Source organism: Streptococcus oralis (genome assembly GCF_006175905.1).
In the GTDB taxonomy this organism is placed as follows: domain Bacteria; phylum Bacillota; class Bacilli; order Lactobacillales; family Streptococcaceae; genus Streptococcus; species Streptococcus oralis_BG.
Window position 1 is genome coordinate 40010 of record NZ_SSNB01000001.1, and the last position, 22200, is coordinate 62209.

A 22200-nucleotide genomic window follows, 5' to 3' on the forward strand; every position below is an offset into this window, starting at 1 on the left:
CTATTCATTCTAGCACAATTTCTATCAAAGTCAAGCATTTTTTATCATTTTCTTTCAAATTCTATCATTTTTCTTATTTCCAAAATTTTTATTGCAAGATAAGTGGCTTTATGGTAGACTATTTGAGTAAGTATTGGAAGATTACTCAAGAGGCTTAAGAGGCCGTGTTGGAAACGCGGTAGGCGTGTAACAGCGTGCGTGGGTTCGAATCCCATGTCTTCCGTAGAATAAAGAAAAACTGCACCTCAATGCAGTTTTTTTATGGTTCTAAGAGCAATATATAGAAATGAAAAGCTGAGTTACTCTAACTATCACACCACATTTTTGTATCCTAATTCATAAAAAAACAAGTAGTTTATTAAGACTACTTGTTTTTCTTTTAAATCTTAGGATTAGATATTGCTTTTATCTTTTTTATCTGTTGATTTGTCTGTTGATTTGTCTGTTGATTTATCAGTAGATTTGTCTGAAGATTTATCAGAAGACTTGTCTGTAGATTTGTTCTTAGACTTTGTAGAGTTCTTACGATCAATCTTATCATAACCCTCAGTAGTATCCATTAACTCAGTTGATAATGTACGATAGTCTTCTTGAGAAATCAACCAGTTCCCATCCTTATCCTTGGTTAATTTGATTTCTGTATCAAAATCTCCAGTAGTAAGAGGTGTAAGAGCAGCTTCAGCATCTACATCACTGTAGGTAGCAAAATCTTTTCTGAAGAGGTGTTCGTAAATCCAATATGTCACCAATGTTTGGTAACGCTTGATGTCGACGTTTGAACCAGCTTGGTTGTACTTACCTAAGTTATCGATACCACCAATAAGAATTGTTAGAACTTCTCGAATTGATGAAGTCAACCCTTTAGAATGCAACTTCTTAGAGTTAAAAGTAACAGTCGCAGTATTGCCTGATTCATCAACCTTCACATCTTTAACAGTGTAAGAACCGATATCTTGGAATAACTTGCGTTTCATCTTCAAGAAACCTGAAATGGTTTCTTCTGGAGTTTCTACAGGGAAATCTTTGTGCCATTGTACTGAGTAGGTAGATGCAGGTGAAAGACCTTCTTCTTTGATTTTTTCACTTGTTTGCACTGCAAAAATGGCCTCAGTCCATTTTTCATAGGTTTCGCCATAAATCTTCTTAAATCGACTAGAGTCGCTAGTGAGAACTGAGTCTAAGAGAATTTCAGCATCTTTTGTAACTTTTTCTTTAACTTCTGCTGCTTCATCTTTCTTCTCAACTTGTTCCGTATTCTCCTTGTTATCAGAAGATGCTTCAGATGACTGATTAGAAAATACAGAACATGCACCCAAGACAACTGTTGAAAGTGCTAAGATACTTAGTAACTTGATCTTTTTCATGTTTCACCTCATTATGAAAATTTACTCTTGGAGACCACCTCCAAGGATAGTTGTTTAGAAAAACACTGGGTTTATCTAACGGAGAATGGGGGATTCGAACCCCCGCGCCAGTTACCCGACCTAACGATTTAGCAAACCGTCCTCTTCAGCCTCTTGAGTAATTCTCCACTAACATACTAGAATAAATAGGATACAACGAAGGATACAATTTGGAAAAAATCTACTGTATACCTGTTCATAATGGAGCCGGTGGGAGTCGAACCCACGTCCAAACACCTGCCAACATATTTGTCTACAACCATAGGTTATGTATTGTTTTAACAGTCCCTCGACACATAACTCAAGCCTAGGAACTGCGAGTCTATTAATCTCTTATCAAACCACTAGACAAGGCTTGATCGTATCTCGCTAATCATAAGACCTGTCATTGAACACGAGCAATCCAAATCAGGTCACGCCTGCTGGTTTTTAGGCAGCTAGAGCGTAAGAAGTGTTATTTTTTGCAGTTATATTTAACTGAGCGTTTACGTCGCCACACGGGTTGCAAAATATGCCTCATAATGCCTGTCGAATCCGTAACGACCCCAAGATGTTAGAACTATTATAACCTATCTTCAAAAAAAATGCAAAATCAAGCCGTTTCTTTAGAAAAGAACCCCTTTTAAGGCTTCTGATAAGGCTTGATAACCCGCTACACTTAGATGGAGGCCATCCGTTGTATAGGCTGATTGAAGTTGTCCTTCTGAATCTGTCAAACTATCATAAATCGGCACAAAATCTACCTGCATATAGGCGGATGCTAGAGCCTCATAGGCTTGATTCCATTCTCTGATCTTTTCATTGGTTCGGACATAAACAGTCTGCTTGTACTCTTCTCCTTCATTGACCGGCAGTATCGAAAGAAGCTTTATTTGAGACAGCGGATAATCTCGGGCAATCGATTGGATTACACGCTCGAGATTATCCAAGGCTTCATTCATGGGAATATCTTTTCCAATATCATTTGTCCCAATTAGGAGAACAATTTGATCGACAGCATCACCATAAAGATGAGCATCAAGATTGTCTAGTAGAAGCCCCGTCTGATAGCCTCGGATGCCACGATTAACAATCGTCTTGGCAACCCCAAACAACTCTTGAAGAGGGTAATATTCCACTATCGAATCACCAATAAAGATGATATCTGGCTCTAGAACAGATACTTGATTCAATTCACGATACTTGGTTTGAATTTTTTCCTGCTCCTTTAAGAGCCAATTCTCTAATAACTGTACTGCCACCCTATCCCTCTTTCTCTAACCAATTCTCTAAAACTTGATAAACGCCCGCCTGGCTGTTAGCTGGTGCTAGGGCAGTCGCAACTGCCTTGACATTATCATCTGCATTTTCCATCGCATAGGCAATTCCAGCCAGCTCTAACATTTCGACATCGTTTTCACTATCACCAAAGGCCATGATTTGTTCCGATTTCAAATTCCAGCGCTTGAGTAATTCTTCTAATCCCCATGCCTTGTGAATCCCAGCTTGGAGGATGTCAATGCACCCATAACCACTGGAAACAGCTCTTACGCGTCCATTAAATAGGTCATTGATTTCCTGCAAAACAGAACTAGAGCGTTCTTCACCAACAACCATGCTCATCTTTAACACTCCACCGAAGAGGTCAGCTTGCAAGTCTTCCACAAAATTCATTCGTTGATAGAATTTTTCAATCATCTCTGGTGTCATAAATTTTTCTAGGTCTGTAAAAACAGTCCCTTTCTTGACAAAACCACCCTTCATACCTGTTACGACAAACTGATCTCGGCACTCTCTCCCTTTAAAATGAAATAAAGCCTTGTCAACCATAGCATCATCCCAGGTCTGCGCTTGAATCAGTTTATTATTTTCAAAAATACGCGCCCCATTGGCAACGACTAGAACTACTCTACTCGCCAAGTGCTCCAGTAATTGCCTCATACGGTGAACTTCATTCCCTGTCGCAATAACAAAACGGATATCCCTTTGATCCAGCTGATCTAAAATCTTTTCCAAGCGAGGCAAATCTAGTTGACCTCTCTGGTCTAACAAGGTTCCATCCATGTCTGTTGCAATTAATTTAATCGTCATCATATCTCCTTTAGGGTGAGCACCTACCACTTCAACCCTACATGTTCATTCATTTCTTTATAGGCCGTGTCAATTCGTTCCTTGGTCTCTTCGTCCAACTTGTCACGGTGACTGCCCCCCTCGATGAAGTCCTCTAGGATATAGGTCTGATAGAGGAAGAGCGGATAGCCTTCTGGAGAGTATGTCCCTTTGGGTGTTCGATTGACCCAAGTAGGATGCGCTTTGGCAGTTTCAATCCTAGTCTTGCCATCTTTTTTCTTAATGGTCACATCCATGAGAACACCGCGCTCCGTCCACTTGGCATTTTCCTCATCTTGCATGGTTTCAATGCGCTGGTTTGAGAGGAAATTCCCCATGGAATAGATAATCAGTTTTTTGTCACCATCTTTTTCAACTGTTTCGGCAGGTTCAACGACGTGAGGATGCCCTCCAAAGATAATATCAGCTCCCCAGTCAATCATCTTATGGTACAGTGTTTTCTGTTCTTCCGTTGGTTCTAGCTGGTACTCAATTCCCATCTGAGGCATGATGACAGTAATATCCGCTTCCTTCTCTGCACGCTCGATTTCTGCCTTCATCTTATCTTCATTCAAATCAGAAAGATAGCGATTATAGTCCTCTTGAGAGATATACTGCTCAATGCCATTAAAACCGTAGGAATAGGCCAGGAGAGCTACCTTGATACCATTGACTTCCTTGATGACTATAGGAGCTTGGTCTCGGGATTCATGTGTGTAGACTCCGATGGGTGTCATTCCAGCCTTTTCAATAGCTTGAGCCGTTGAAACCACTCCCTCTATCTGTGAATCTAGGATGTGATTGTGAGCCAGGTCAAGAACTTGATAGCCTGCATCCTTGATCGCATCCATTACCTCACCAGGTGCATTAAAAAGAGGATAACCTGCCAAATAGTGGTCCTTGTTCACAGTTCCTTCAAAGTCACCAATCACTAAATCCGCTTGCTTGAGCCAGGGCTTGACATACTCAAAATTTTCATGAAAATCATAGGTCCCATCTTCTTTTAGAGCTGTTCGGTAGATAGGGATATGATAGAGGAGGTCACCATTTGCCATGATTCGCGCTGTCTTTTCGTCAGAATCATTTTCTTTGAATTGACCAGAGGAACTTGTAGAATCAAGAGTTTGACTACTAGGACTCGTTCCCTTACTACCTTGTACTGCTCGAACTAATAAGTTCCCTCCCATGGATAAGGCAACTGCAAGCAATAACACAATAATAAACTGGGCATTGGTCCAGGATTTATAATTCCGAAAGAAATCCACACTAGTTCTCCACACCCCATAAAGAGAGCCCTGAGACCGTCTATCTTGTCGCTTTTCCATCTTTATTCCCCCTTGCTTTTTGGTGCAAGTCTTTTCTTTTATTATACCACAGACAAAAGATGAATACCGTTTATTATATTATTTTTTAGAAACTTCTGCGACTTTCTTTCTCGCCTATTTTGTGTTATCATGTAGAGGTAATGAAAGGAGAGAAAATGTCTGCAATAGAACGTATTACAAAAGCTGCTCACTTAATTGATATGAACGATATTATCCGCGAGGGGAATCCAACTCTTCGCGCAGTTGCTGAGGAGGTCACTTTCCCACTGTCTGACCAGGAAATCATCCTTGGTGAAAAAATGATGCAATTCCTCAAACATTCTCAGGATCCTGTTATGGCTGAGAAAATGGGCTTGCGTGGTGGTGTTGGATTGGCTGCTCCCCAGCTGGATATCTCAAAACGTATTATTGCCGTCTTGGTCCCAAATATTGTAGAAGAAGGTGAAACTCCACAGGAAGCCTACGATTTACAAGCCATTATGTACAATCCAAAAATTGTATCCCACTCTGTTCAGGACGCTGCTCTTGGCGAAGGAGAAGGTTGCCTTTCTGTTGACCGAAACGTACCTGGCTATGTTGTCCGTCATGCTCGTGTCACTGTTGATTACTTTGACAAGGACGGCGAAAAACACCGTATCAAGCTCAAAGGTTACAACTCCATCGTTGTCCAACATGAAATTGATCATCTAAACGGAATCATGTTTTACGATCGTATCAACGAAAAAGACCCATTTGCTGTTAAAGATGGTTTACTGATTCTGGAATAAAGAAAATCCCGTTGCAAGACGGGGTTTTGTGTTATAATAGAGGCATGAAAACAAATGATATTGTCTATGGCGTACATGCCGTTACTGAAGCTCTCCTTGCAAACACTGGAAACAAACTTTACCTCCAAGAAGATCTAAGAGGTAAGAATGTTGAGAAAGTCAAGGAACTGGCTACTGAAAAAAAGGTCTCCATCTCTTGGACCTCAAAAAAATCCCTCTCTGAAATGACTGAAGGCGCTGTCCATCAAGGATTTGTCCTTCGAGTTTCTGAATTTGCCTATAGCGAGCTAGAACACATTCTTGCCAAAACGCGTCAAGAAGAAAACCCTTTGCTATTGATTCTGGACGGCTTAACTGACCCCCATAATCTAGGTTCTATCTTGCGAACAGCCGATGCAACCAATGTTTCAGGAGTCATCATTCCCAAGCACCGTGCTGTCGGTGTAACTCCTGTCGTTGCCAAAACGGCTACAGGTGCTATTGAGCATGTACCGATTGCCCGAGTGACCAACCTCAGTCAAACCCTAGACAAACTCAAGGCTGAAGGCTTCTGGACCTTTGGAACGGATATGAACGGTACTCCTTGCCACAAGTGGAATACAAAAGGGAAAATCGCCCTCATCATCGGAAATGAAGGAAAAGGCATCTCCAGCAACATCAAAAAACAGGTCGATGAAATGATAACCATTCCGATGAATGGTCATGTTCAAAGCCTCAATGCCAGTGTTGCTGCAGCCATTCTCATGTACGAAGTTTTCCGAAACCGACTATAAAAAAAGTTTCCAATCACTTGATTGGAAACTTTTTTCTTAACTATGTTCTGTAATAAATTTATAAGCTTCTTGACCAGCGATAGCTCCATCTCCAACTGCTGTTGTTACTTGGCGAAGATCTTTCTGGCGAACATCACCAACCGCAAAGATACCGTCAACACTAGTTTTCATGTGATTGTCTGTCACAATCCAACCTGCCTGGTCTTGGATATTCAAATCCTTAACAAAATCACTAACAGGGTCCAAACCAACATAGATAAAGACACCACCGAAGACTTGCTCTGTTACTTGACCCGTTTTCACATTTTCAAAAATGACAGATTCTACTCGATTTTCACCTTTAATCTCCTTGACAACAGAATCCCAGATAAAGTTGACTTTCTCATTTGCAAAGGCACGATCTTGCAAAACTTTTTGGGCACGAAGTTCATCTCGACGGTGAACAATAGTGACAGTCTTGGCAAAGCGAGTTAAGAAGAGGGCTTCTTCTACCGCAGAATCTCCACCACCAACTACGAGTAAGTCTTGGTCACGGAAGAAAGCTCCATCACAGACCGCACAATAAGAAACGCCTCGGCTATTTAGTTCTTCTTCTCCAGGAACCCCCAAAAGACGATGTTTAGACCCAGTTGCCACAATGACAGTACGGGTTTCGTAAACTTGATCATCAGTGATTACCTTCTTATAGTCACCCTGGTCTTCAATATTTTCAACATAGCCATAAAGATGCTCCACTCCAAGGTTTTCAAGTGGTTCAAACATCTTTTCAGCCAATTCAGGTCCACTGATATTGGCATAACCTGGATAGTTTTCAATATCAGATGTGTTATTCATTTGCCCGCCTGGCAGACCACCTTCTATCAAAGCCACTTTCAGATTGCTGCGAGCAGCATATAAGGCAGCGGTCATTCCCGCAGGTCCAGCACCGATAATAATCGTATCGTACATTTCAATTCCTTCTTTCTTGTTGTAACTATCTTTATTCTAACTCATTCTTGCTAGTCACGCAAGGATTATGCCTTGAAAACCAAGAGCAAACTCATGACGGCAAAGGATAACACCGGAACGACCAAAACTCCAATCATAATCATATCATATAGATGAGCTTGGCGAGCTTTGGCTGTCTTGTCCACACCAGACATGGCTCTCAATCCAATCCAAATCCCCAGAAAAATCACGACAAGGATGGTCGTTAAGATCAAACTCTCGAAATACAAAGAAAATAAATGCAGTAGCATGATCTCTCTCGTTTCTATCTTTTTTAAAGAGTAAACTCAGCTAGTCCAACTAACTGAGTTTTCCTTCTTCTATTATATCAAATATAAGTCCGTTTGTAACTAGCGAAGAATTCTTTTGTTCGTTCTTCTTTCGGATGATTGATGATTTCATCTGGTGTGCCAGACTCGATGATTTTCCCTTTATCTAGGAATAGAACCTTGTCTGCCACTTGGGCTACAAAAGACATATCGTGACTGACCAAAATCATGGTCTGACCTGACTTGGCAGCATCTGCAATAGACTTTTCTACTTCACCGACCAACTCTGGGTCAAGGGCTGAAGTGGGTTCGTCCAAGAGCAAGACATCTGGTTTCATAGCAAGCGCACGCGCAAGGGCAACCCGTTGCTTCTGTCCACCTGATAAGTGGCGAGGGTAATGGTTTTCACGGTCAGAAAGACCAACCTTGGCCAACTCTTCCTTAGCGATTTTTGTTGCTTCCTCGTCCGATAATTTTTTAACGACAATCAAACCTTCCTTGACATTGTCAAGAGCTGTTCGGCGTTCAAACAAATTAAACTGTTGGAAAACCATAGACAACTTGCGACGAAGGATTAGGATTTCTTCTTGGCTAATCTGCGAAAAATCAACTTTAAAATTGTCAATCTGAATCGTTCCACTATCTGGAGTTTCAAGATAGTTTAAACTTCGAAGAAAGGTTGATTTCCCAGCTCCAGATGAACCAATCAAAGCCACTACCTCGCCTTTTTGGATATCCAAGTTCAGATGATTCAAGACTGTCTGTCCTGAAAAGGATTTGCTTAAATTCGAAATCTTAATCATTAACGAAGGTCTCCTTTCACATCTGTAGACACTGTATCCGGCGCTGAGATAGCCATTTTTCTCTCGATGAAACGGCCGAGGCTTTCAATTCCGATATTGACTACCCAATAAACAAGGGCTACGGAGATGAAACGCTCAAAATAGCGATAATCGGCTCCACCCAAAATCTGAGCTTGGGCAAAGACTTCCACAACACCTGCACTAAAGGCTAGAGAAGTTCCCTTGGTCAAACCGATGAGGGAATTGATCAAGGTTGGAGTAGCTACCACCGCTGCATTAGGAATAATGACACGACGATAAACTTGCGCACGGGTCATCCCCAGACTGCGTGCCGCTTCAATCTCACCAGGATTGACAGAAAGGATAGCTGCACGAATGGTTTCGCTGGCATAAGCCGCCTCATTAAAGGCAAAAGCTACAATCGCAAAGGTTGCTGCTGGAATAGCATTGATATTGAAGCTGGTTCCCCATTGTTGATTGAGGGCTTTCAGAGCAAGTGGAATCCCGTAGTAGGTCAACATAAGCTGAACCAAAATCGGTGTCCCTTTTAAAAAGCTGACAAAAAATGCCTGCAAGGGATATAAAATCTTAACACGATTGATTTTAACAATGGCAAAAACCAAGGCTAGCACCAAGCCAAAAATCGCACCACCAAGCGTCAACATGATCGTTGTGGGAAGTTGTTGTACAATTCTTGGAATCCCATCAAAAACCGAACGCAAGCTAAAGAGCTTACCGTCTGGAATCAGCTGCATCAAGCTCTGGTACCAATCTGATGCTAAAAGTGTTGTAACAGTCATAAAAACATCCTCTCCTGATAATGATTCATTCTACCATACTTCTGCTCGCAAGCAAATTATTTGCTACGGGTAAAGCAGACTTTGTCTACCTACTAGTTTATCACACTTTAAAACAGGAGGGCTATATAATTTACCTATCAAGAAGATAGATAAAAACTATTTCAAGCCCAATTCCCCGTAGGATTTTCTATAGCCAATTTGCTTAACAGCACCATTTTCCAATAAGATTGGACGTTTTAACAACATGCCATCACTAGCCAGAAGCTTGGCAGCTTCTTGGTTGGATAGGCTTCCTACCTTATCTTTCAAGCCAAGTTCACGATATTTGATCCCGCTGGTATTGAAAAATTGTTTCACTTCAAAACCGGAAGTTTCTAACCAGTTTAAAATGACTTCTTCACTGGGTGTTTCTTCTACAATATGGACGTCTTTGTAGTCAAGTCCGAGTTGGTCTAGTTCATTTTTTGCTTTCTTACAAGTTGAACATTTTGGATATTCGATAAATTCTAACATTTTCTTTTCTTTCTATTCTTTATTTTCTTGAAAATCTGCACCTTCATGCTCCAAGAGCCAAGCTTTCTTTTCCACTCCTGCAGCATAACCTGTCAGACGCTTGCCTGCTCCCAGCACACGATGACAAGGTACTAAGATAGACCAGGGATTACGCCCTACTGCTCCGCCAATAGCCTGGGCAGAGGGTACCTGCAAGTCTTGAGCTATTTGACCGTAAGTCACTGTTTGCCCATAAGGAATACTCTGTAAGTAGGTCCAGACTCGCTTTTCAAAATCCGTCCCAATGGGAGCCAAGGGCAAGAGAGACAAGTCTTGAACTCTCCCATCGAAATAAGCATCTAAATAGGAAATAACTTTGTCGAGGACAGGATGTTCCTTTACGATTTCTATCCCATCCGTATCGATACCTCTCTCAAAATGGGTTTGGTCCTGCACCCAAATTCCATACAGATATTGCTCGTCAGCAACTAAGGATAAGGTTCCAATTGGCGACGGGTAGAGCATTTTTGCGTACTTTTTCTGCTTCATTTTTTTAATTTCTGATAGGCCAAACGTTCCCCATCAACTGGAACCTTACCAACCTGTTGGAAGCCTAGTTTTTCAAAGATATGCTGCATGGCCTTGTTTTCTGCATGCGTATCTGAACGAAAATCTAGATAATCAAAACCTTCAATCAAGCCTTCTAGGAAAGTCTGAGCAACACCTTGTCCTTGGACATCTGCTGCAACAGCGATACGGTGAAAGACCAGATATTCTGATTCTCCCCCCTGCCAACTCCCTTCATAAATGGCTTCATAGGATTTCTCTGGGCTCTTGGTCACAGCAGCATAGGCTAGCAGTTCTCCTTCTTCCAAGGCTACATAGGCTTGACCTGAGATAATATCATCAATAATGATGTCGGCATTTGGATAGCCATTTTGCCACTGGTCACTTCCTGACGTGGCTAAGCATTTTTTGGCATCCTCCATCACCTGCATAATCGCCTCTACTTCGTTTGGAAAAGCTAAACGAATCTCCATCTTTTCTCCTCTTTTCTGACTAGTTTCTCTCATCATAGCATAATTTAGGACTTTCTACAAGCAGTTGAAACTTGACTTTTGTTTTTTATTATTTTATAATCTAGTTATTAAAACTAGATAAAAAGGAGTTGGAAATGAATTCTATCTTTTCCTACCCAAAATGGGAAGAAATTCCAAACATTGACCTCTATCTGGATCAGGTTTTGGTTTATGTCAATCAAGTCTGCGCCCCTATCTCTCCAGATAAAGAAAAGGGCCTGACCGCATCTATGGTCAATAACTATGTCAAACATGGTTACCTGACAAAGCCTGACAAGAAGAAATACCAACGCAAACAGATTGCCCGTTTGATTGCTATCACTACTCTCAAATCTGTCTTTTCGATCCAAGAAATCGCTCAGACACTGAATACTCTACACACTTATGCAAGCTCAAACCAGCTCTACGATGCTTTTGTGGACTACATGAACCATGGGATCGATCCAGAGAATCCTATTATTCAAACCAGCTGCCAAACAGTTAAACTCTATCATCAAACTCTAGACTTAATCCTTAGCAAAGAAGAGGAGGAAATCCAATGAATACCAGCTTAAAACTCAGTAAAAAACTCAGTTTTGGAGAAGAAATCGCCAATAGCGTAACCCATGCTGTGGGGGCAGTTATCATGCTCATCTTACTCCCCATTTCATCCACCTATAGTTACGAAGCACATGGGTTTTTATCATCTTTTGGTGTTTCTATCTTTGTTATCAGTCTATTTCTCATGTTCCTCTCGTCAACCATTTACCACTCTATGGCCTATGGTTCGACCCACAAATACGTCTTGCGAATCATCGATCATTCTATGATTTATGTGGCTATCGCTGGCTCTTATACGCCGGTCGTATTGACTTTGATGAATAACTGGTTTGGCTATCTCATTATTGCCATTCAGTGGGGAACGACCATCTTTGGCATCCTTTATAAAATCTTTGCTAAAAAGGTCAATGAGAAATTCAGCCTTGCCCTTTACCTGATCATGGGCTGGTTGGTTCTGGCTATCATTCCTGCCATTATCAGTCAAACAACACCAATTTTCTGGAGTCTCATGGTAACTGGCGGACTCTGTTATACAGTTGGAGCTGGATTTTACGCTAAGAAAAAACCTTATTTCCACATGATTTGGCATCTCTTTATCCTAGCAGCATCTGCACTCCAATATATCGCTATTGTTTATTACATGTAAAAAAGTTGAGAATCTTTTCTCAACTTTTTTCTTTACACATATTGATAAAATACTGGTGCAAGCGAATATCATCTGTCAATTCTGGATGAAAAGAAGTTACCAGCATATTTTTTTCTTGGGCTGCAACTATTTGATCATCAACTGTTGCTAAAACTTCTACACCCTCTCCAAGACTGCTGATAATCGGTCCACGGATAAAGGTCATGGGAATCTGACCGACTCCCTTACATTCTGCTTCTGTATAAAAACTTCCCAGTTGGCGTCCATAGGCATTGCGCTCAACTACTATGTCCATAGTCGCTAGATGACTTTCTTCTTGAGAAACGATTTCCTTAGCTAGCAAGATTAAACCTGCACAGGTCCCAAAAACGGGAAGACCAGATAAAATCGCTTCTCGGATTGGAATCAGCATCTGCTGGTCACGCAAGAGTTTGCCCATGGTTGTAGATTCCCCTCCAGGTAAAATCAAACCAGATAAGTCACTCTGAACTTGTTGAAAATCATCTAAATTTCTGATTTCAACACTAACAACACCTAACTTTTCTAGCACTTTAGCATGCTCTTCAAAGGCACCTTGCAAGGCTAATATTCCGATTTTCATCTATTTTCCTCGCTCAGCCATGAGAATTTGGATTTCATTCTCATTGATACCAACCATGGCCTCCCCTAGATCTTCAGAAATTTGAGCCAGAATTTGAGGATTTTGGTAGTTGGTTACGGCTTTAACAATAGCACTTGCTCGTTTAACAGGGTCGCCTGACTTGAAAATACCTGAACCGACAAAGACGCCTTCTGCCCCCAGTTGCATCATCAAGGCCGCATCTGCTGGCGTTGCCACACCTCCGGCTGCGAAGTTGACAACTGGTAATTTTCCATGTTGGTGGACGTATTGGACTAATTCAACAGGGACTTGCAACTCCTTGGCAGCCACATAGAGCTCATCTTCACGGAGGTTTTGAATGCGGCGAATTTCTTGATTCATCATACGCATATGGCGAACGGCTTGGACGATATCTCCTGTACCCGGTTCTCCTTTTGTCCGAATCATGGAAGCTCCCTCAGCGATACGACGCAAGGCTTCACCCAAGTCCTTAGCCCCACAGACAAAAGGAACTTTAAATTCTTTCTTGTCCACATGAAAACGGTCGTCAGCTGGAGAAAGCACTTCACTCTCATCGATATAGTCGATCTCAATGGCTTCTAAAATCTGAGCTTCTACAAAATGCCCGATTCTGACCTTGGCCATCACTGGAATACTGACCGCTTCTTGGATTTCCTTAATCATCTTTGGATCACTCATACGGGAAACCCCGCCAACTGCCCGAATATCAGCTGGAATCCGCTCCAAGGCCATAACAGCTGCCGCACCAGCAGCTTCCGCAATCCGAGCCTGTTCAGGGTTCTGCACATCCATGATAACACCGCCCTTAAGCATCTGTGCCAAGTTTTTATTTAGTTCATAACGATTTTCAGTCATTTCTTAATCCTCATTATTTGTATTGGTAGCTACCATTTCATTTTAAGTCAGAACAGAGTGAAGTACAAGACAGAAAAACAATATTTGTCTGGGTACAGATTGACTAAAAAACTATCTGACCTTCAATTAAGGACAGATAGTTCATCAATTTTTATTTTTCAGCTGTAAGAGCAGCCATTGTGATGTAGTTGTATGGTTTGTTAAAGTGTGGCAAGAAGAATAGGTCTGTCAATGCCAATTTATCAATTGTTACATGCTCTTGGATAGCAAGTGAGAACATGTGGATACCCATACTGATAGCAGCATCATGTGACACCATTTGTGCACCAAGGATTTCGCGGCTGTCTTTGTCAAAGACAATCTTGATGGCAACTTCGTGGTTGTCATGTTTTATAAATTCTGGTTTTTGAAGATCGTTAAATCCAGTTTCAGTTGCATTATAGCCTGCAGCTTTGGCTTTTTCAAGAGTCAAACCAGTTGAAACCATGTGAAGACCGTAGATTGAAATACCGTTTGATCCTTGAACTCCGATTCCTTCCAATTCATGGCCACAAGCATTGTAAGCACCAACGATACCAGTACGTACAGCGTTTGATGCAAGAGCGATGTAGCTTGTATCTTTACGTGCATTGTCATAAACAGTTGCACAGTCACCAACAGCGTATACACCTGGGATAGATGTTTCTTGTTTCTTATCTACAAGGAAGGCACCGTTACGGAAGAGTTCAATCTTACCGTCAGCAAGAGCTGTGTTTGGACGGAAACCAACAGCAAGAACCACCATATCTACATCAAATGTTTCTTTGTCTGTTACCAAGCGTTCAACTTTTCCATCACCTTGGATGGCTTTAACTGTTTGACCAAGAGCCAAGCGGATGTTGTGGTCTTCCAAGTTCTTCGCCATCATTTGTGTAAAATCTTTATCATAGTAACCGTTCAAGACAGTGTCTACGATATCGACAAGCACAACTTCTTTTCCAAGACGCTCGAAAGCTTCGGCAAGTTCTACACCGATGTAACCACCACCAACAACGGCAATGCGCTCAAGGTGTTTGCTCTTGTCTTCAAGTTTTTCAATAACTTCTTCAGCGTTTTGGTACAATTTAACAAATTGTACATTTTCAAGAGTTGCTTTGAATTCGCGGTTGCCCTTAACGATTTCAACACCTTCGATTGGAGGCAAGATTGGAGTTGAACCAGTTGCAAAGATCAATTTGTCATAAGACTCTTTGTGTTCTTTACCTTCAACTTCTGCAGTCACAACTTTGTTATCGTAGTCAATTGAAAGAACTGGTGAGTTCATGTAAACTTTAGCACCTTTTGCTTCCAACTTTTCTTTATCAGAGTAGAAGAGACCTTCTGGGCCATCAATTTGTTCCCCGATCCAAAGCGCCATTCCACAACCAAGGAATGAAATATTTGAGTTTTGGTCAAATACTACGATTTCGTTCTCATGTCCGAAGTTGTCCAACATGGTATTAATACAAGCTGTACCAGCGTGGTTAGCACCAACTACAACGATTTTACTCATAGAAAAATTCCTACCTTTAATTTTTGATTTACCTTTCTAGTATATCATTTACTGTTAGCGTTTACAAGGTATTTGCTCAGAATTCTCTTTTTTTCAGAAAAAAATACACTTAACATTGATAAATCTAATTTTTCTATCGTTTTCATATTAATTCTGAGCATATTTCTTGACTTTTTGTCAAAATTTATTTGTGAAAACGCTGACTTTATGATATGCTAGATACATGGAAAGAAAATGTAAGGGGTTTAATTTTTCTTTAACGACCTTATATTGAATGATTTCCTATAAAGAGAAAGGAGCTGGTAGCTTGCCTCTTCATTCACGTTCTGAACGGCTAATGGGAACAACTATCACGATTTCATTAGTAGATGAACAGGCTGATTGCCTACTTCAAGGAGCCTTTGATTTACTCAAGGAGCTCGAATACCGCTTCAACGCCAATAGTCGAGAATCCGAACTGATGGAAATCAACTACCAGGCTGGAATCGCACCTGTTAAGGTTCATCCTGACCTATTTGAACTGATTGCTCTTGGACTGGAGCATAGCCTAGCTCCATCTAGCCATCTCAATATCAGTATTGGCCCCTTGATTCAAACCTGGCGAATCGGCTTTTCAGATGCCCGACTCCCAGAGCTAAACGAAATCGAAGCTGTCTTGCCTCTAGTTGACCCGCATTTTATCAAGTTGGATCCGACTAACTCTACTGTCTATTTAGAGAAAAAGGGAATGAAACTTGATTTAGGTTGCTTAGCTAAAGGCTATAGTGCAGATAAGGTTGCCCAGTATTTGAAAAAACACGGTGTCACCTCTGCCTTGATCAATCTCGGAGGAAATATCCTCACCATCGGGAACAACCAAGCCAAAGAAGGGAAAGCCTGGCAGATTGGGATTCAAGATCCGCGAAATCCTCGTGGCAATCATCTCCTAACTATCCCTGCTTCTAACAAATCTGTTGTCACTTCAGGTATCTATGAACGCCACCTGACAGTAGATGGAAAAGACTATCACCATATCTTTGATAGTGAGACAGGATTCCCTGTCGAAACCGATCTCGCTAGCCTAACGATTGTCTCAGATAAATCCGTCGATGGTGAGATTTGGACAACGCGCCTTTTCGGAGAACGAAGTGCTTCTATCCTCTGGCAAGTCGAAAGTATAGATGGAATTGAAGCCATCCTCATAGACAAAGAGGGACGCCTTGCATGTTCTTCAGGCCTTCAAAATTGTATTATGTAAAAAGAGAAAGGAAATCTCATGCTAAAACTTATTGCCATTGTTGGAACGAACTCTAAACGTTCTACAAACCGCCAATTGCTCCAATACATGCAAAAACACTTTGCTGATAAAGCTGAAATTGAACTCGTTGAAATCAAGGATATCCCTGTTTTCAACAAACCAGCAGATAAGCAACTTCCAGCTGAAATTCTTGAGATTGCAGCTAAAATTGAAGAAGCTGATGGTGTGATTATCGGTACTCCTGAGTACGACCACTCTATCCCTGCAGTTTTGATGAGCGCTCTTGCTTGGCTATCTTACGGTATCTACCCACTTTTGAACAAACCAATCATGATCACTGGTGCTTCTTACGGTACACTTGGTTCATCTCGTGCCCAATTGCAACTTCGTCAAATCTTGAACGCTCCTGAAATCAAGGCAAATGTTTTACCAGATGAATTCTTGCTTTCTCACTCTCTTCAAGCATTTAACCCAAGTGGTGACTTGGTTGACCTTGACGTCATCAAGAAATTGGATGCCATCTTTGATGACTTCCGTATCTTTGTGAAGATTACTGAAAAATTGCGCAATGCGCAAGAATTGCTTCGCAAAGATGCAGAAGAATTTGACTGGGAAAATTTGTAAGATAGGAGACCGAAAGAATGAAATTTGTTGGACTTGTTGGATCAAACTACGATCAATCATATAACCGCAAACTCTTGGAATTTATTCGTCGCAATTTCAAATTCAAATTTGAATTAGAAGTTCTTGAAATTGACGAAGTTCCAATGTTTAACCAAGACGAAAAATGGGACGAAAGTTTCCAATTGCGTTTCTTGTATAACAAGATTACACGTGCTGATGGTGTCATTATCGCCACTCCTGAGCACAACCACACTATCTCAGCTTCACTCAAATCTGTACTTGAATGGCTTTCATACGAAGTTCATCCATTTGAAAACAAGCCTGTTATGATTGTGGGAGCATCATACTACGACCAAGGAACTTCACGTGCCCAAGTTCACCTTCGTAAGATCCTTGACGCTCCTGGTGTCAATGCCTACACACTTCCAGGTAATGAATTCCTTCTTGGTAAAGCCAAAGAAGCTTTTGATAACAATGGAAACATCACCAACGAAGGAACTGTTAAATTCCTTGAAACTTGCTTAGATAACTTTGTTAAATATGTAGGAGTCGTTTCGAAATTGAAAAAACCAAAACCAATCGAACCAGAAGACTTGGATTGTGGAAAACCAATTGCTACAACCATTACAGAAGTTGACCCTGACGATCCAGAATGGGTAGAAAAAGTTGCAGCAATCACTGGCGCTGTTTCTGGTGATACCTATGTCAAATTGGACCACGGTATCCTGACAGTTAACCAAATCGATATGTTCTTGAAAGCTATGCCATTTGAATTGACATACGCTGACGACAACAACCAATTCCTTTACTACAACAACGCTCACCAAGATCCAGACACTATGTTTGCCAAACGTGTACCACCTCAATCAGGTAGCCGTATGTCAACTGTTCATGGTTCTCTTCCGCCAGCACGCATGAAGAATGTAGAGTGGGTTATCGGAACACTTCGCAACGGAAACCAAGAATACGTCCGTACGATCGTTCCGGGTTCTCCTGCAGGTGTCATCAACACCCACAACTACCAAGCAATGTACTATCCTGATGGATCATACGCTGGTATCAATGAAATCGTCTTTAACTTCCAACCATGGCTTGACTGGTACCTAAAAGAGACTGGGCAACGTTTGGTAGGTGGTAGTGGGCCATTCGCTCCTGCTGCTGGAGGTCATGGAGACGCCGATGCTACTTCTGGTGCTTCTGATTCAGGTGATGCTGGAGGCCACGGTGGTAACGCTGACGCTACTTCTGGTGCAAGCAACTAAGAAACCAAAAAGGAGCCACTTGGCTCCTTTTTTATTACAACAGAAAAGGGGCTTGCAAATCATCTACAAACCCCTTTCGTTTTATGAGTTAGGATCATCTAAACTACGGCCGTGTAAACCTTTTTCACGTTGTACCTGACGTAGTTTTTCTGGTGTGACGTCGTTTCCTTGTTCATCCACGATTTTGATACCCTCGACGTGGTGACGAACTGAACGACGATAGCCTTCGATGTATTCCTCACGAAGCTTAGCTTGTTCCACTTTTTCAGCAGAAGTTAGACCTTCTGTTTTTTTCTTTTTAGCAAGCTCATTGATACGAGCTATTTTTTTCGGATCCATTTCTTCTCCTTTGTAACAAGATACAGTCCGTTCGACTGAGTTTATTTAGTATTGATTTGGTTAAAACGAGCGAGCTTAGCTGCTTTCTTGGTTAGTTGCGATAAGATTGCCAAACGATTTTGACGGACAGCCTGATCTTCGGCCATTACCATGGTATTTTCAAAGAAAGCATCAATTACTGGGCTAAGCGCAAAGAGTTGTTCTAATTGCTGACTTGCAGTTCCTGACAAAACAAGTGATTCTACGGCTTCTGCCAAGGCTTTCTCTTCTTCATTCTCAAAGAGAGCAGGATCAACAGTATCAGTTCCTTCTGCTTTTTCTGCCAAGTTGAAAGCACGTGAGAGGGATTCGACAGATGGTTTGAAGTCTTCTTCCTTGCTCGCTTCGACAAGAGCACTTGCTACTTCCAGCATATCCGCCACAACAAAGTTCGAACTTGCAAGGACTGCTTCCTTGATGTCTTTCGGAGTTGACCCCATCATCTTATCAACACGAGCCTTGATAAAGTCCATAACCTCTGCTTTATTTGCATAAGTCAAGCTGTCAAATTTCAAACTGTAAAGGCTATCGATCAGCTCATCCATAGCAATGTGCCAACCAAAAGCATCCAAGATACGAACTACACCTTGCGTCGCACGACGAAGGGCATAAGGGTCATTAGAACCTGATGGAATCAAGCCAACTGAGAAGAAACTCAAAATCGTATCCAATTTATCAGCGATGGCTAGAATGGCTCCCACCTTGCTCTCTGGAAGAGCTCCGTCAGCAGCTGTCGGCATGTAGTGTTCACGAATCGCTGCTGCAACTGCTGGAGTTTCCCCAGCAAGGAGGGCATATTTCTCACCCATAATCCCTTGGAGCTCATCAAACTCACCAACCATCCCCGTCAACAAGTCAAACTTGTAAATGGCTGCTGCACGAGCAAGGTCAACTGTTTCATCCACTGACAAGCCAGCTTTTTCTGCCAAGAGAATGGCAATCTGACCAGTACGAATCATGTGTTCACGAAGAGAACCAATCTTTTCGTGGAAGGTCACATGGTTCAATTTTTCAACAAGGTCAGAAATAACCAATTTTTGGTCCTCACGCCAGAAGAATTCTCCGTCTTCCAAGCGGGCAACCAAGACTTTTTCATTTCCCTTGATAACATTTTCCAAATGCTCTGCGTTTCCGTTACGGACTGAAATGAAGTTTGGCAAGAGTTTACCGTCTTGATCACGGACAACGAAGTAGCGTTGGTGTTCCTTCATCGAAGTCACCAAGACCTCTTCTGGCACTTCAAGGTATTTGGCGTCAAAACTTCCCATGAAGGCAGTTGGGTATTCAACCAAGTTCAAGACTTCATTAAGCAAATCCGCATCAATTTCGATACCTACACCATGTTCAGCTTCGATTGATTTGATTTGGTCAACAATCATTTGCTCACGTTCACGAGGATCCGCGATTACAAACTGCTTACGAAGATCTTCTTCATAGCTCAATGCTGACTGAATCTTAGTTTCTTGTCCCAAGAAACGATGACCGCGGCTTACACGACCGCCCTTGATATCAAGGAAATCCAAGTCAAACTCTTGCTCGTCCAAGAGAACTGTCAAAGTGTGTACAGGGCGGATGTATTCAAAGGTGTTGTTAGCCCAGTGCATGCTGACAGGGAAAGTCAGTGACTTCAAGACGTCTACTACACCTGGAACAATGGCTTCAACTGCTTGACCCACTTCTTCCTTGGTAACATAGACGTATTCTTCACCCTTGATTTCACGGAATTCGATATCTTCAACTGTCAATCCTTTTCCACGGACAAATCCTTGGGCTGCTTTGGTGAAGTTTCCATCACTATCCAAAGCAATTTTCTTTGCTGGACCCTTGAAATCTTCTGTCAAATCAGACTGTTTGTCTGCAAGACCAGTCACACGAACAGCCAAACGACGGGGTGTTGAGAAGGTTTGAATGTCTTCAAAGGACAGGCGGTTTTCCTTGAGGAAGGTTGCCATTTTTTCACCTAGTTGTTTTTCACTAGGAGTTACTACGTAGGCTGGTAACTCTTCAAGACCGAGTTCTACTAATAAGTTTTTTGTCATGTTTTTTCCTTTACATTTTCTTCAATCTTTTTTGATATGCACCTTAGGTACTGGGGACGTCGCTAACTAACTTTTGTGAGTCTGTAAGGAAATCTTATACCAAATAAACTAAGATTTCCAACAGTCTCATCAAAGTGGATTTAGCTGACTGATTTTTGAACCCAAGGTTTCAAAAATCCCCACATAACAGTACGGCGGTGCATATCCCTTTAGCAAGTCTTCAACTTGCCTTTAATGATTTTAGATCACAGTATTACTTACTATTCTGCGTCTTCTGCTAGGAGTTTAGCTCGTGTTGCTTCATCCAAGAGTGGATAACCCAGGCGCTTGCGTTCTGCGACAAAGGTTTTAGCTACGACACGGGCCAAGTTACGAATACGAGCGATATAGCCTGCGCGTTCGGTTACGGATACAGCACCACGCGCATCAAGTAGGTTAAAGGTGTGTGAACATTTGAGAACATAGTCATAGGCAGGGTGAACCAAACCTTCTTCCAAGGCGCGACCAGCTTCTTTTTCAAACTTATCAAAGTTTTCCAGCAACATTTCTTGGTCCGAAATTTCAAATGAATATTTTGAGTGCTCATACTCAGGCTGGATAAAGATTTCTCCGTATTTTACACCATCAGCCCACTCAATATCATAGACAGAGTCTACTTCTTGGATGTAAGAAGCCAAACGCTCCAAACCATAGGTAACTTCCGCAGTCACAGGACCTGTTGCCAATCCACCGACTTGTTGGAAATAAGTAAACTGAGTGATTTCCATCCCATCAAGCCAAACTTCCCAACCAAGACCAGCTGAACCAGTTGATGGGTTTTCCCAGTTGTCCTCAACAAAACGGATATCGTGCTCCAAAGGATTAATTCCCAATTTTTCCAAAGATTCAAGGTAAAGTTCTTGAATATTTGATGGAGAAGGCTTCATGACCACTTGGAATTGGTGGTGTTGGTAAAGACGGTTAGGGTTTTCCCCGTAGCGACCGTCAGCAGGACGGCGTGATGGCTCTACATAAGCCGCATTCCATGGCTCAGGCCCGATGGCACGAAGGAAGGTGTAAGGACTCATAGTTCCCGCACCTTTTTCATTATCATAAGCCTGCATGAGCATACAACCTTGGTCATTCCAAAATTGTTGCAAAGTCAAAATAATTTCTTGAAATGTTAATTTCTTAGACATTGTTTACTCCTTTAATTTATATTATCTTTTTAGCTTTATTCATCAAGTAACCAAGAAAAAGCTGGGTCCTGAAAAATATGACGTTTGGGAACAGTTTGTAAATTCTGATCGCATTCGTCTATTGTACCTAGTTTCAAAGCACAGACTTCTGGTATATTTTCTTGAGCAGTGAAAATTTGACTATGACAGTTCTGACAGTAATAGCGTTGTTTTCCTGGAGATGAACTATAGGTAACCAACTGTTCTTTTCCATGCAATACTAGGTTTTTACTACTAACTTTGGCATTCACTGTATAGGCAGACGCAGTTGCTTTCCGACAGAATGAGCAGTGGCAAAAAACTAATTCCGACAATTCCTCATCTAAAGTGTAGGTTACTGCTTTGCATAAACAAGATCCTTTAAGCATTATGCTCCTTTCTACTTAGGCATTAGACGAAATTCAAAAAGAACCGAATTTCAACACCCAAGCCTTGCGACTAGGGGCGTCAGAAACGCGGTTCC

Annotated in this window: 25 protein-coding genes, 2 tRNA genes and 1 other RNA gene; 8 read left to right on the forward strand and 20 right to left on the reverse strand. The window is 41.7% G+C overall.

The features are described 5' to 3' along the window. The first annotated feature begins 135 nt into the window (after window positions 1-135). Window positions 136-223 (forward strand) — tRNA-Ser (locus E7Y33_RS00220). Window positions 224-392: 169 nt separating this feature from the next. Here E7Y33_RS00220 and E7Y33_RS00225 read toward each other — a convergent pair. From E7Y33_RS00225 to E7Y33_RS00250, 6 genes are all read right to left on the reverse strand, one after another. Continuing rightward, window positions 393-1364 carry a hypothetical protein gene (locus E7Y33_RS00225; RefSeq protein WP_139689303.1) on the reverse strand — a complete coding sequence of 324 codons (972 nt, stop codon included), beginning with the start codon at window positions 1362-1364 and terminating at the stop codon, window positions 393-395. Window positions 1365-1443: 79 nt separating this feature from the next. Beyond that, a tRNA-Ser gene (locus tag E7Y33_RS00230) sits at window positions 1444-1531 on the reverse strand. Window positions 1532-1602: 71 nt separating this feature from the next. Further along, window positions 1603-1950: a transfer-messenger RNA gene (gene ssrA, locus E7Y33_RS00235) on the reverse strand. Window positions 1951-2008: 58 nt separating this feature from the next. Then, the gene (locus tag E7Y33_RS00240) at window positions 2009-2644 is read right to left on the reverse strand and encodes an SGNH/GDSL hydrolase family protein (protein WP_139689304.1); all 636 of its coding nucleotides are present in this window, start codon (window positions 2642-2644) and stop codon (window positions 2009-2011) included. A gap of 1 nt (window position 2645) precedes the next feature. Next, window positions 2646-3473, reverse strand: a complete 828-nt coding sequence (locus tag E7Y33_RS00245; RefSeq protein ID WP_139689305.1) for an HAD family hydrolase — start codon at window positions 3471-3473, stop codon at window positions 2646-2648. A gap of 23 nt (window positions 3474-3496) precedes the next feature. Beyond that, window positions 3497-4816, reverse strand: a complete 1320-nt coding sequence (locus E7Y33_RS00250) for a CapA family protein (RefSeq protein WP_139689306.1) — start codon at window positions 4814-4816, stop codon at window positions 3497-3499. 155 nt (window positions 4817-4971) lie between these two features. On the opposite strand from E7Y33_RS00250, the gene def reads away from it, so the two are divergent. Both def and rlmB read left to right on the forward strand, forming a co-directional pair. After that, window positions 4972-5583: a peptide deformylase gene (gene def, locus E7Y33_RS00255; RefSeq protein WP_042767740.1), complete on the forward strand. Its 612-nt coding sequence runs from the start codon at window positions 4972-4974 to the stop codon at window positions 5581-5583. A gap of 44 nt (window positions 5584-5627) precedes the next feature. Then, window positions 5628-6356: a 23S rRNA (guanosine(2251)-2'-O)-methyltransferase RlmB gene (gene rlmB, locus E7Y33_RS00260; RefSeq protein WP_139689307.1), complete on the forward strand. Its 729-nt coding sequence runs from the start codon at window positions 5628-5630 to the stop codon at window positions 6354-6356. A 36-nt stretch (window positions 6357-6392) separates the two neighbouring features. Here the strand turns inward: rlmB and trxB are convergent, their stop codons facing one another. The 7 genes from trxB to E7Y33_RS00295 all read right to left on the reverse strand — a co-directional run bounded on the left by trxB (window position 6393) and on the right by E7Y33_RS00295 (window position 10747). After that, on the reverse strand, window positions 6393-7304 hold the full coding sequence (gene trxB, locus E7Y33_RS00265) for a thioredoxin-disulfide reductase (protein ID WP_139689308.1): 912 nt from the start codon (window positions 7302-7304) through the stop codon (window positions 6393-6395). A gap of 65 nt (window positions 7305-7369) precedes the next feature. Continuing rightward, window positions 7370-7594, reverse strand: a complete 225-nt coding sequence (locus E7Y33_RS00270) for a DUF4059 family protein (RefSeq protein WP_000924294.1) — start codon at window positions 7592-7594, stop codon at window positions 7370-7372. A gap of 77 nt (window positions 7595-7671) precedes the next feature. Then, on the reverse strand, window positions 7672-8415 hold the full coding sequence (locus E7Y33_RS00275) for an amino acid ABC transporter ATP-binding protein (protein WP_139689309.1): 744 nt from the start codon (window positions 8413-8415) through the stop codon (window positions 7672-7674). Beyond that, the gene (locus E7Y33_RS00280; protein ID WP_139689310.1) at window positions 8415-9215 is read right to left on the reverse strand and encodes an amino acid ABC transporter permease; all 801 of its coding nucleotides are present in this window, start codon (window positions 9213-9215) and stop codon (window positions 8415-8417) included. Before E7Y33_RS00280 ends, E7Y33_RS00275 begins: the two co-directional genes overlap by 1 nt. Before the next feature lie 156 nt (window positions 9216-9371). Further along, entirely contained in the window at window positions 9372-9728 is a 357-nt protein-coding gene (locus tag E7Y33_RS00285) for an arsenate reductase family protein (RefSeq protein WP_139689311.1), read from the reverse strand. A gap of 12 nt (window positions 9729-9740) precedes the next feature. Next, window positions 9741-10256: a methylated-DNA--[protein]-cysteine S-methyltransferase gene (locus E7Y33_RS00290; RefSeq protein WP_139689312.1), complete on the reverse strand. Its 516-nt coding sequence runs from the start codon at window positions 10254-10256 to the stop codon at window positions 9741-9743. Next, a complete protein-coding gene (locus E7Y33_RS00295) occupies window positions 10253-10747 on the reverse strand; it encodes a GNAT family N-acetyltransferase (RefSeq protein WP_139689313.1) in 495 nt (164 codons plus the stop codon). Before E7Y33_RS00295 ends, E7Y33_RS00290 begins: the two co-directional genes overlap by 4 nt. Window positions 10748-10881: 134 nt before the next feature. On the opposite strand from E7Y33_RS00295, the gene E7Y33_RS00300 reads away from it, so the two are divergent. After that, window positions 10882-11328, forward strand: coding sequence for a DUF1836 domain-containing protein (locus tag E7Y33_RS00300; RefSeq protein ID WP_139689314.1), 447 nt, complete (start codon window positions 10882-10884; stop codon window positions 11326-11328). After that, the gene (gene trhA, locus E7Y33_RS00305) at window positions 11325-11972 is read left to right on the forward strand and encodes a PAQR family membrane homeostasis protein TrhA (protein WP_001097972.1); all 648 of its coding nucleotides are present in this window, start codon (window positions 11325-11327) and stop codon (window positions 11970-11972) included. Before E7Y33_RS00300 ends, trhA begins: the two co-directional genes overlap by 4 nt. Window positions 11973-11991: 19 nt before the next feature. Here trhA and pdxT read toward each other — a convergent pair whose 3' ends face one another. From pdxT to nox, 3 genes are all read right to left on the reverse strand, one after another. Beyond that, complete coding sequence (pdxT, locus tag E7Y33_RS00310) at window positions 11992-12573, reverse strand: pyridoxal 5'-phosphate synthase glutaminase subunit PdxT (RefSeq protein ID WP_139689315.1); 582 nt, start codon at window positions 12571-12573, stop codon at window positions 11992-11994. Beyond that, window positions 12574-13449 carry a pyridoxal 5'-phosphate synthase lyase subunit PdxS gene (gene pdxS, locus E7Y33_RS00315; protein WP_070568986.1) on the reverse strand — a complete coding sequence of 292 codons (876 nt, stop codon included), beginning with the start codon at window positions 13447-13449 and terminating at the stop codon, window positions 12574-12576. Between the two features lie 151 nt (window positions 13450-13600). Continuing rightward, a complete protein-coding gene (gene nox / locus E7Y33_RS00320; protein ID WP_000036761.1) occupies window positions 13601-14980 on the reverse strand; it encodes a H2O-forming NADH oxidase in 1380 nt (459 codons plus the stop codon). Window positions 14981-15287: 307 nt separating this feature from the next. Here nox and E7Y33_RS00325 point away from each other — a divergent pair, with 307 nt between their 5' ends. The 3 genes from E7Y33_RS00325 to E7Y33_RS00335 are packed head-to-tail and all read left to right on the forward strand — an operon-like array spanning window position 15288 to window position 18103. Then, a complete protein-coding gene (locus tag E7Y33_RS00325) occupies window positions 15288-16217 on the forward strand; it encodes an FAD:protein FMN transferase (protein WP_139689758.1) in 930 nt (309 codons plus the stop codon). Window positions 16218-16235: 18 nt separating this feature from the next. Then, window positions 16236-16841 (forward strand): NADPH-dependent FMN reductase, encoded by a 606-nt coding sequence (locus tag E7Y33_RS00330; RefSeq protein WP_000915935.1) that lies wholly within the window; start codon window positions 16236-16238, stop codon window positions 16839-16841. A gap of 17 nt (window positions 16842-16858) precedes the next feature. Then, window positions 16859-18103: an NAD(P)H-dependent oxidoreductase gene (locus E7Y33_RS00335; protein WP_139689316.1), complete on the forward strand. Its 1245-nt coding sequence runs from the start codon at window positions 16859-16861 to the stop codon at window positions 18101-18103. A gap of 81 nt (window positions 18104-18184) precedes the next feature. On the opposite strand, the gene E7Y33_RS00340 is transcribed toward E7Y33_RS00335, so the two are convergent. The 4 genes from E7Y33_RS00340 to E7Y33_RS00355 all read right to left on the reverse strand — a co-directional run bounded on the left by E7Y33_RS00340 (window position 18185) and on the right by E7Y33_RS00355 (window position 22105). After that, complete coding sequence (locus tag E7Y33_RS00340; RefSeq protein WP_139689317.1) at window positions 18185-18442, reverse strand: DUF896 family protein; 258 nt, start codon at window positions 18440-18442, stop codon at window positions 18185-18187. Between the two features lie 41 nt (window positions 18443-18483). Beyond that, a complete protein-coding gene (gene glyS / locus E7Y33_RS00345) occupies window positions 18484-20520 on the reverse strand; it encodes a glycine--tRNA ligase subunit beta (RefSeq protein WP_139689318.1) in 2037 nt (678 codons plus the stop codon). Window positions 20521-20780: 260 nt separating this feature from the next. Continuing rightward, window positions 20781-21698, reverse strand: coding sequence for a glycine--tRNA ligase subunit alpha (glyQ, locus tag E7Y33_RS00350; protein ID WP_000038733.1), 918 nt, complete (start codon window positions 21696-21698; stop codon window positions 20781-20783). 35 nt (window positions 21699-21733) lie between these two features. Next, window positions 21734-22105 (reverse strand): GFA family protein, encoded by a 372-nt coding sequence (locus E7Y33_RS00355; RefSeq protein WP_000912017.1) that lies wholly within the window; start codon window positions 22103-22105, stop codon window positions 21734-21736. Window positions 22106-22200: the final 95 nt, after the last annotated feature.

What these genes read in the sequence shown, in the direction of transcription:
- E7Y33_RS00225 (WP_139689303.1), bottom strand. Translation starts at nt 1,364, where the DNA reads ATGAAAAAGATCAAGTTACTAAGTATCTTAGCACTTTCAACAGTTGTC.
- E7Y33_RS00245 (WP_139689305.1), bottom strand. Translation starts at nt 3,473, where the DNA reads ATGACGATTAAATTAATTGCAACAGACATGGATGGAACCTTGTTAGAC.
- E7Y33_RS00250 (WP_139689306.1), bottom strand. Translation starts at nt 4,816, where the DNA reads ATGGAAAAGCGACAAGATAGACGGTCTCAGGGCTCTCTTTATGGGGTG.
- def (WP_042767740.1), top strand. Translation starts at nt 4,972, where the DNA reads ATGTCTGCAATAGAACGTATTACAAAAGCTGCTCACTTAATTGATATG.
- rlmB (WP_139689307.1), top strand. Translation starts at nt 5,628, where the DNA reads ATGAAAACAAATGATATTGTCTATGGCGTACATGCCGTTACTGAAGCT.
- trxB (WP_139689308.1), bottom strand. Translation starts at nt 7,304, where the DNA reads ATGTACGATACGATTATTATCGGTGCTGGACCTGCGGGAATGACCGCT.
- E7Y33_RS00270 (WP_000924294.1), bottom strand. Translation starts at nt 7,594, where the DNA reads ATGCTACTGCATTTATTTTCTTTGTATTTCGAGAGTTTGATCTTAACG.
- E7Y33_RS00275 (WP_139689309.1), bottom strand. Translation starts at nt 8,415, where the DNA reads ATGATTAAGATTTCGAATTTAAGCAAATCCTTTTCAGGACAGACAGTC.
- E7Y33_RS00280 (WP_139689310.1), bottom strand. Translation starts at nt 9,215, where the DNA reads ATGACTGTTACAACACTTTTAGCATCAGATTGGTACCAGAGCTTGATG.
- E7Y33_RS00285 (WP_139689311.1), bottom strand. Translation starts at nt 9,728, where the DNA reads ATGTTAGAATTTATCGAATATCCAAAATGTTCAACTTGTAAGAAAGCA.
- E7Y33_RS00290 (WP_139689312.1), bottom strand. Translation starts at nt 10,256, where the DNA reads ATGAAGCAGAAAAAGTACGCAAAAATGCTCTACCCGTCGCCAATTGGA.
- E7Y33_RS00295 (WP_139689313.1), bottom strand. Translation starts at nt 10,747, where the DNA reads ATGGAGATTCGTTTAGCTTTTCCAAACGAAGTAGAGGCGATTATGCAG.
- E7Y33_RS00300 (WP_139689314.1), top strand. Translation starts at nt 10,882, where the DNA reads ATGAATTCTATCTTTTCCTACCCAAAATGGGAAGAAATTCCAAACATT.
- trhA (WP_001097972.1), top strand. Translation starts at nt 11,325, where the DNA reads ATGAATACCAGCTTAAAACTCAGTAAAAAACTCAGTTTTGGAGAAGAA.
- pdxT (WP_139689315.1), bottom strand. Translation starts at nt 12,573, where the DNA reads ATGAAAATCGGAATATTAGCCTTGCAAGGTGCCTTTGAAGAGCATGCT.
- pdxS (WP_070568986.1), bottom strand. Translation starts at nt 13,449, where the DNA reads ATGACTGAAAATCGTTATGAACTAAATAAAAACTTGGCACAGATGCTT.
- nox (WP_000036761.1), bottom strand. Translation starts at nt 14,980, where the DNA reads ATGAGTAAAATCGTTGTAGTTGGTGCTAACCACGCTGGTACAGCTTGT.
- E7Y33_RS00330 (WP_000915935.1), top strand. Translation starts at nt 16,236, where the DNA reads ATGCTAAAACTTATTGCCATTGTTGGAACGAACTCTAAACGTTCTACA.
- E7Y33_RS00335 (WP_139689316.1), top strand. Translation starts at nt 16,859, where the DNA reads ATGAAATTTGTTGGACTTGTTGGATCAAACTACGATCAATCATATAAC.
- E7Y33_RS00340 (WP_139689317.1), bottom strand. Translation starts at nt 18,442, where the DNA reads ATGGATCCGAAAAAAATAGCTCGTATCAATGAGCTTGCTAAAAAGAAA.
- glyS (WP_139689318.1), bottom strand. Translation starts at nt 20,520, where the DNA reads ATGACAAAAAACTTATTAGTAGAACTCGGTCTTGAAGAGTTACCAGCC.
- glyQ (WP_000038733.1), bottom strand. Translation starts at nt 21,698, where the DNA reads ATGTCTAAGAAATTAACATTTCAAGAAATTATTTTGACTTTGCAACAA.
- E7Y33_RS00355 (WP_000912017.1), bottom strand. Translation starts at nt 22,105, where the DNA reads ATGCTTAAAGGATCTTGTTTATGCAAAGCAGTAACCTACACTTTAGAT.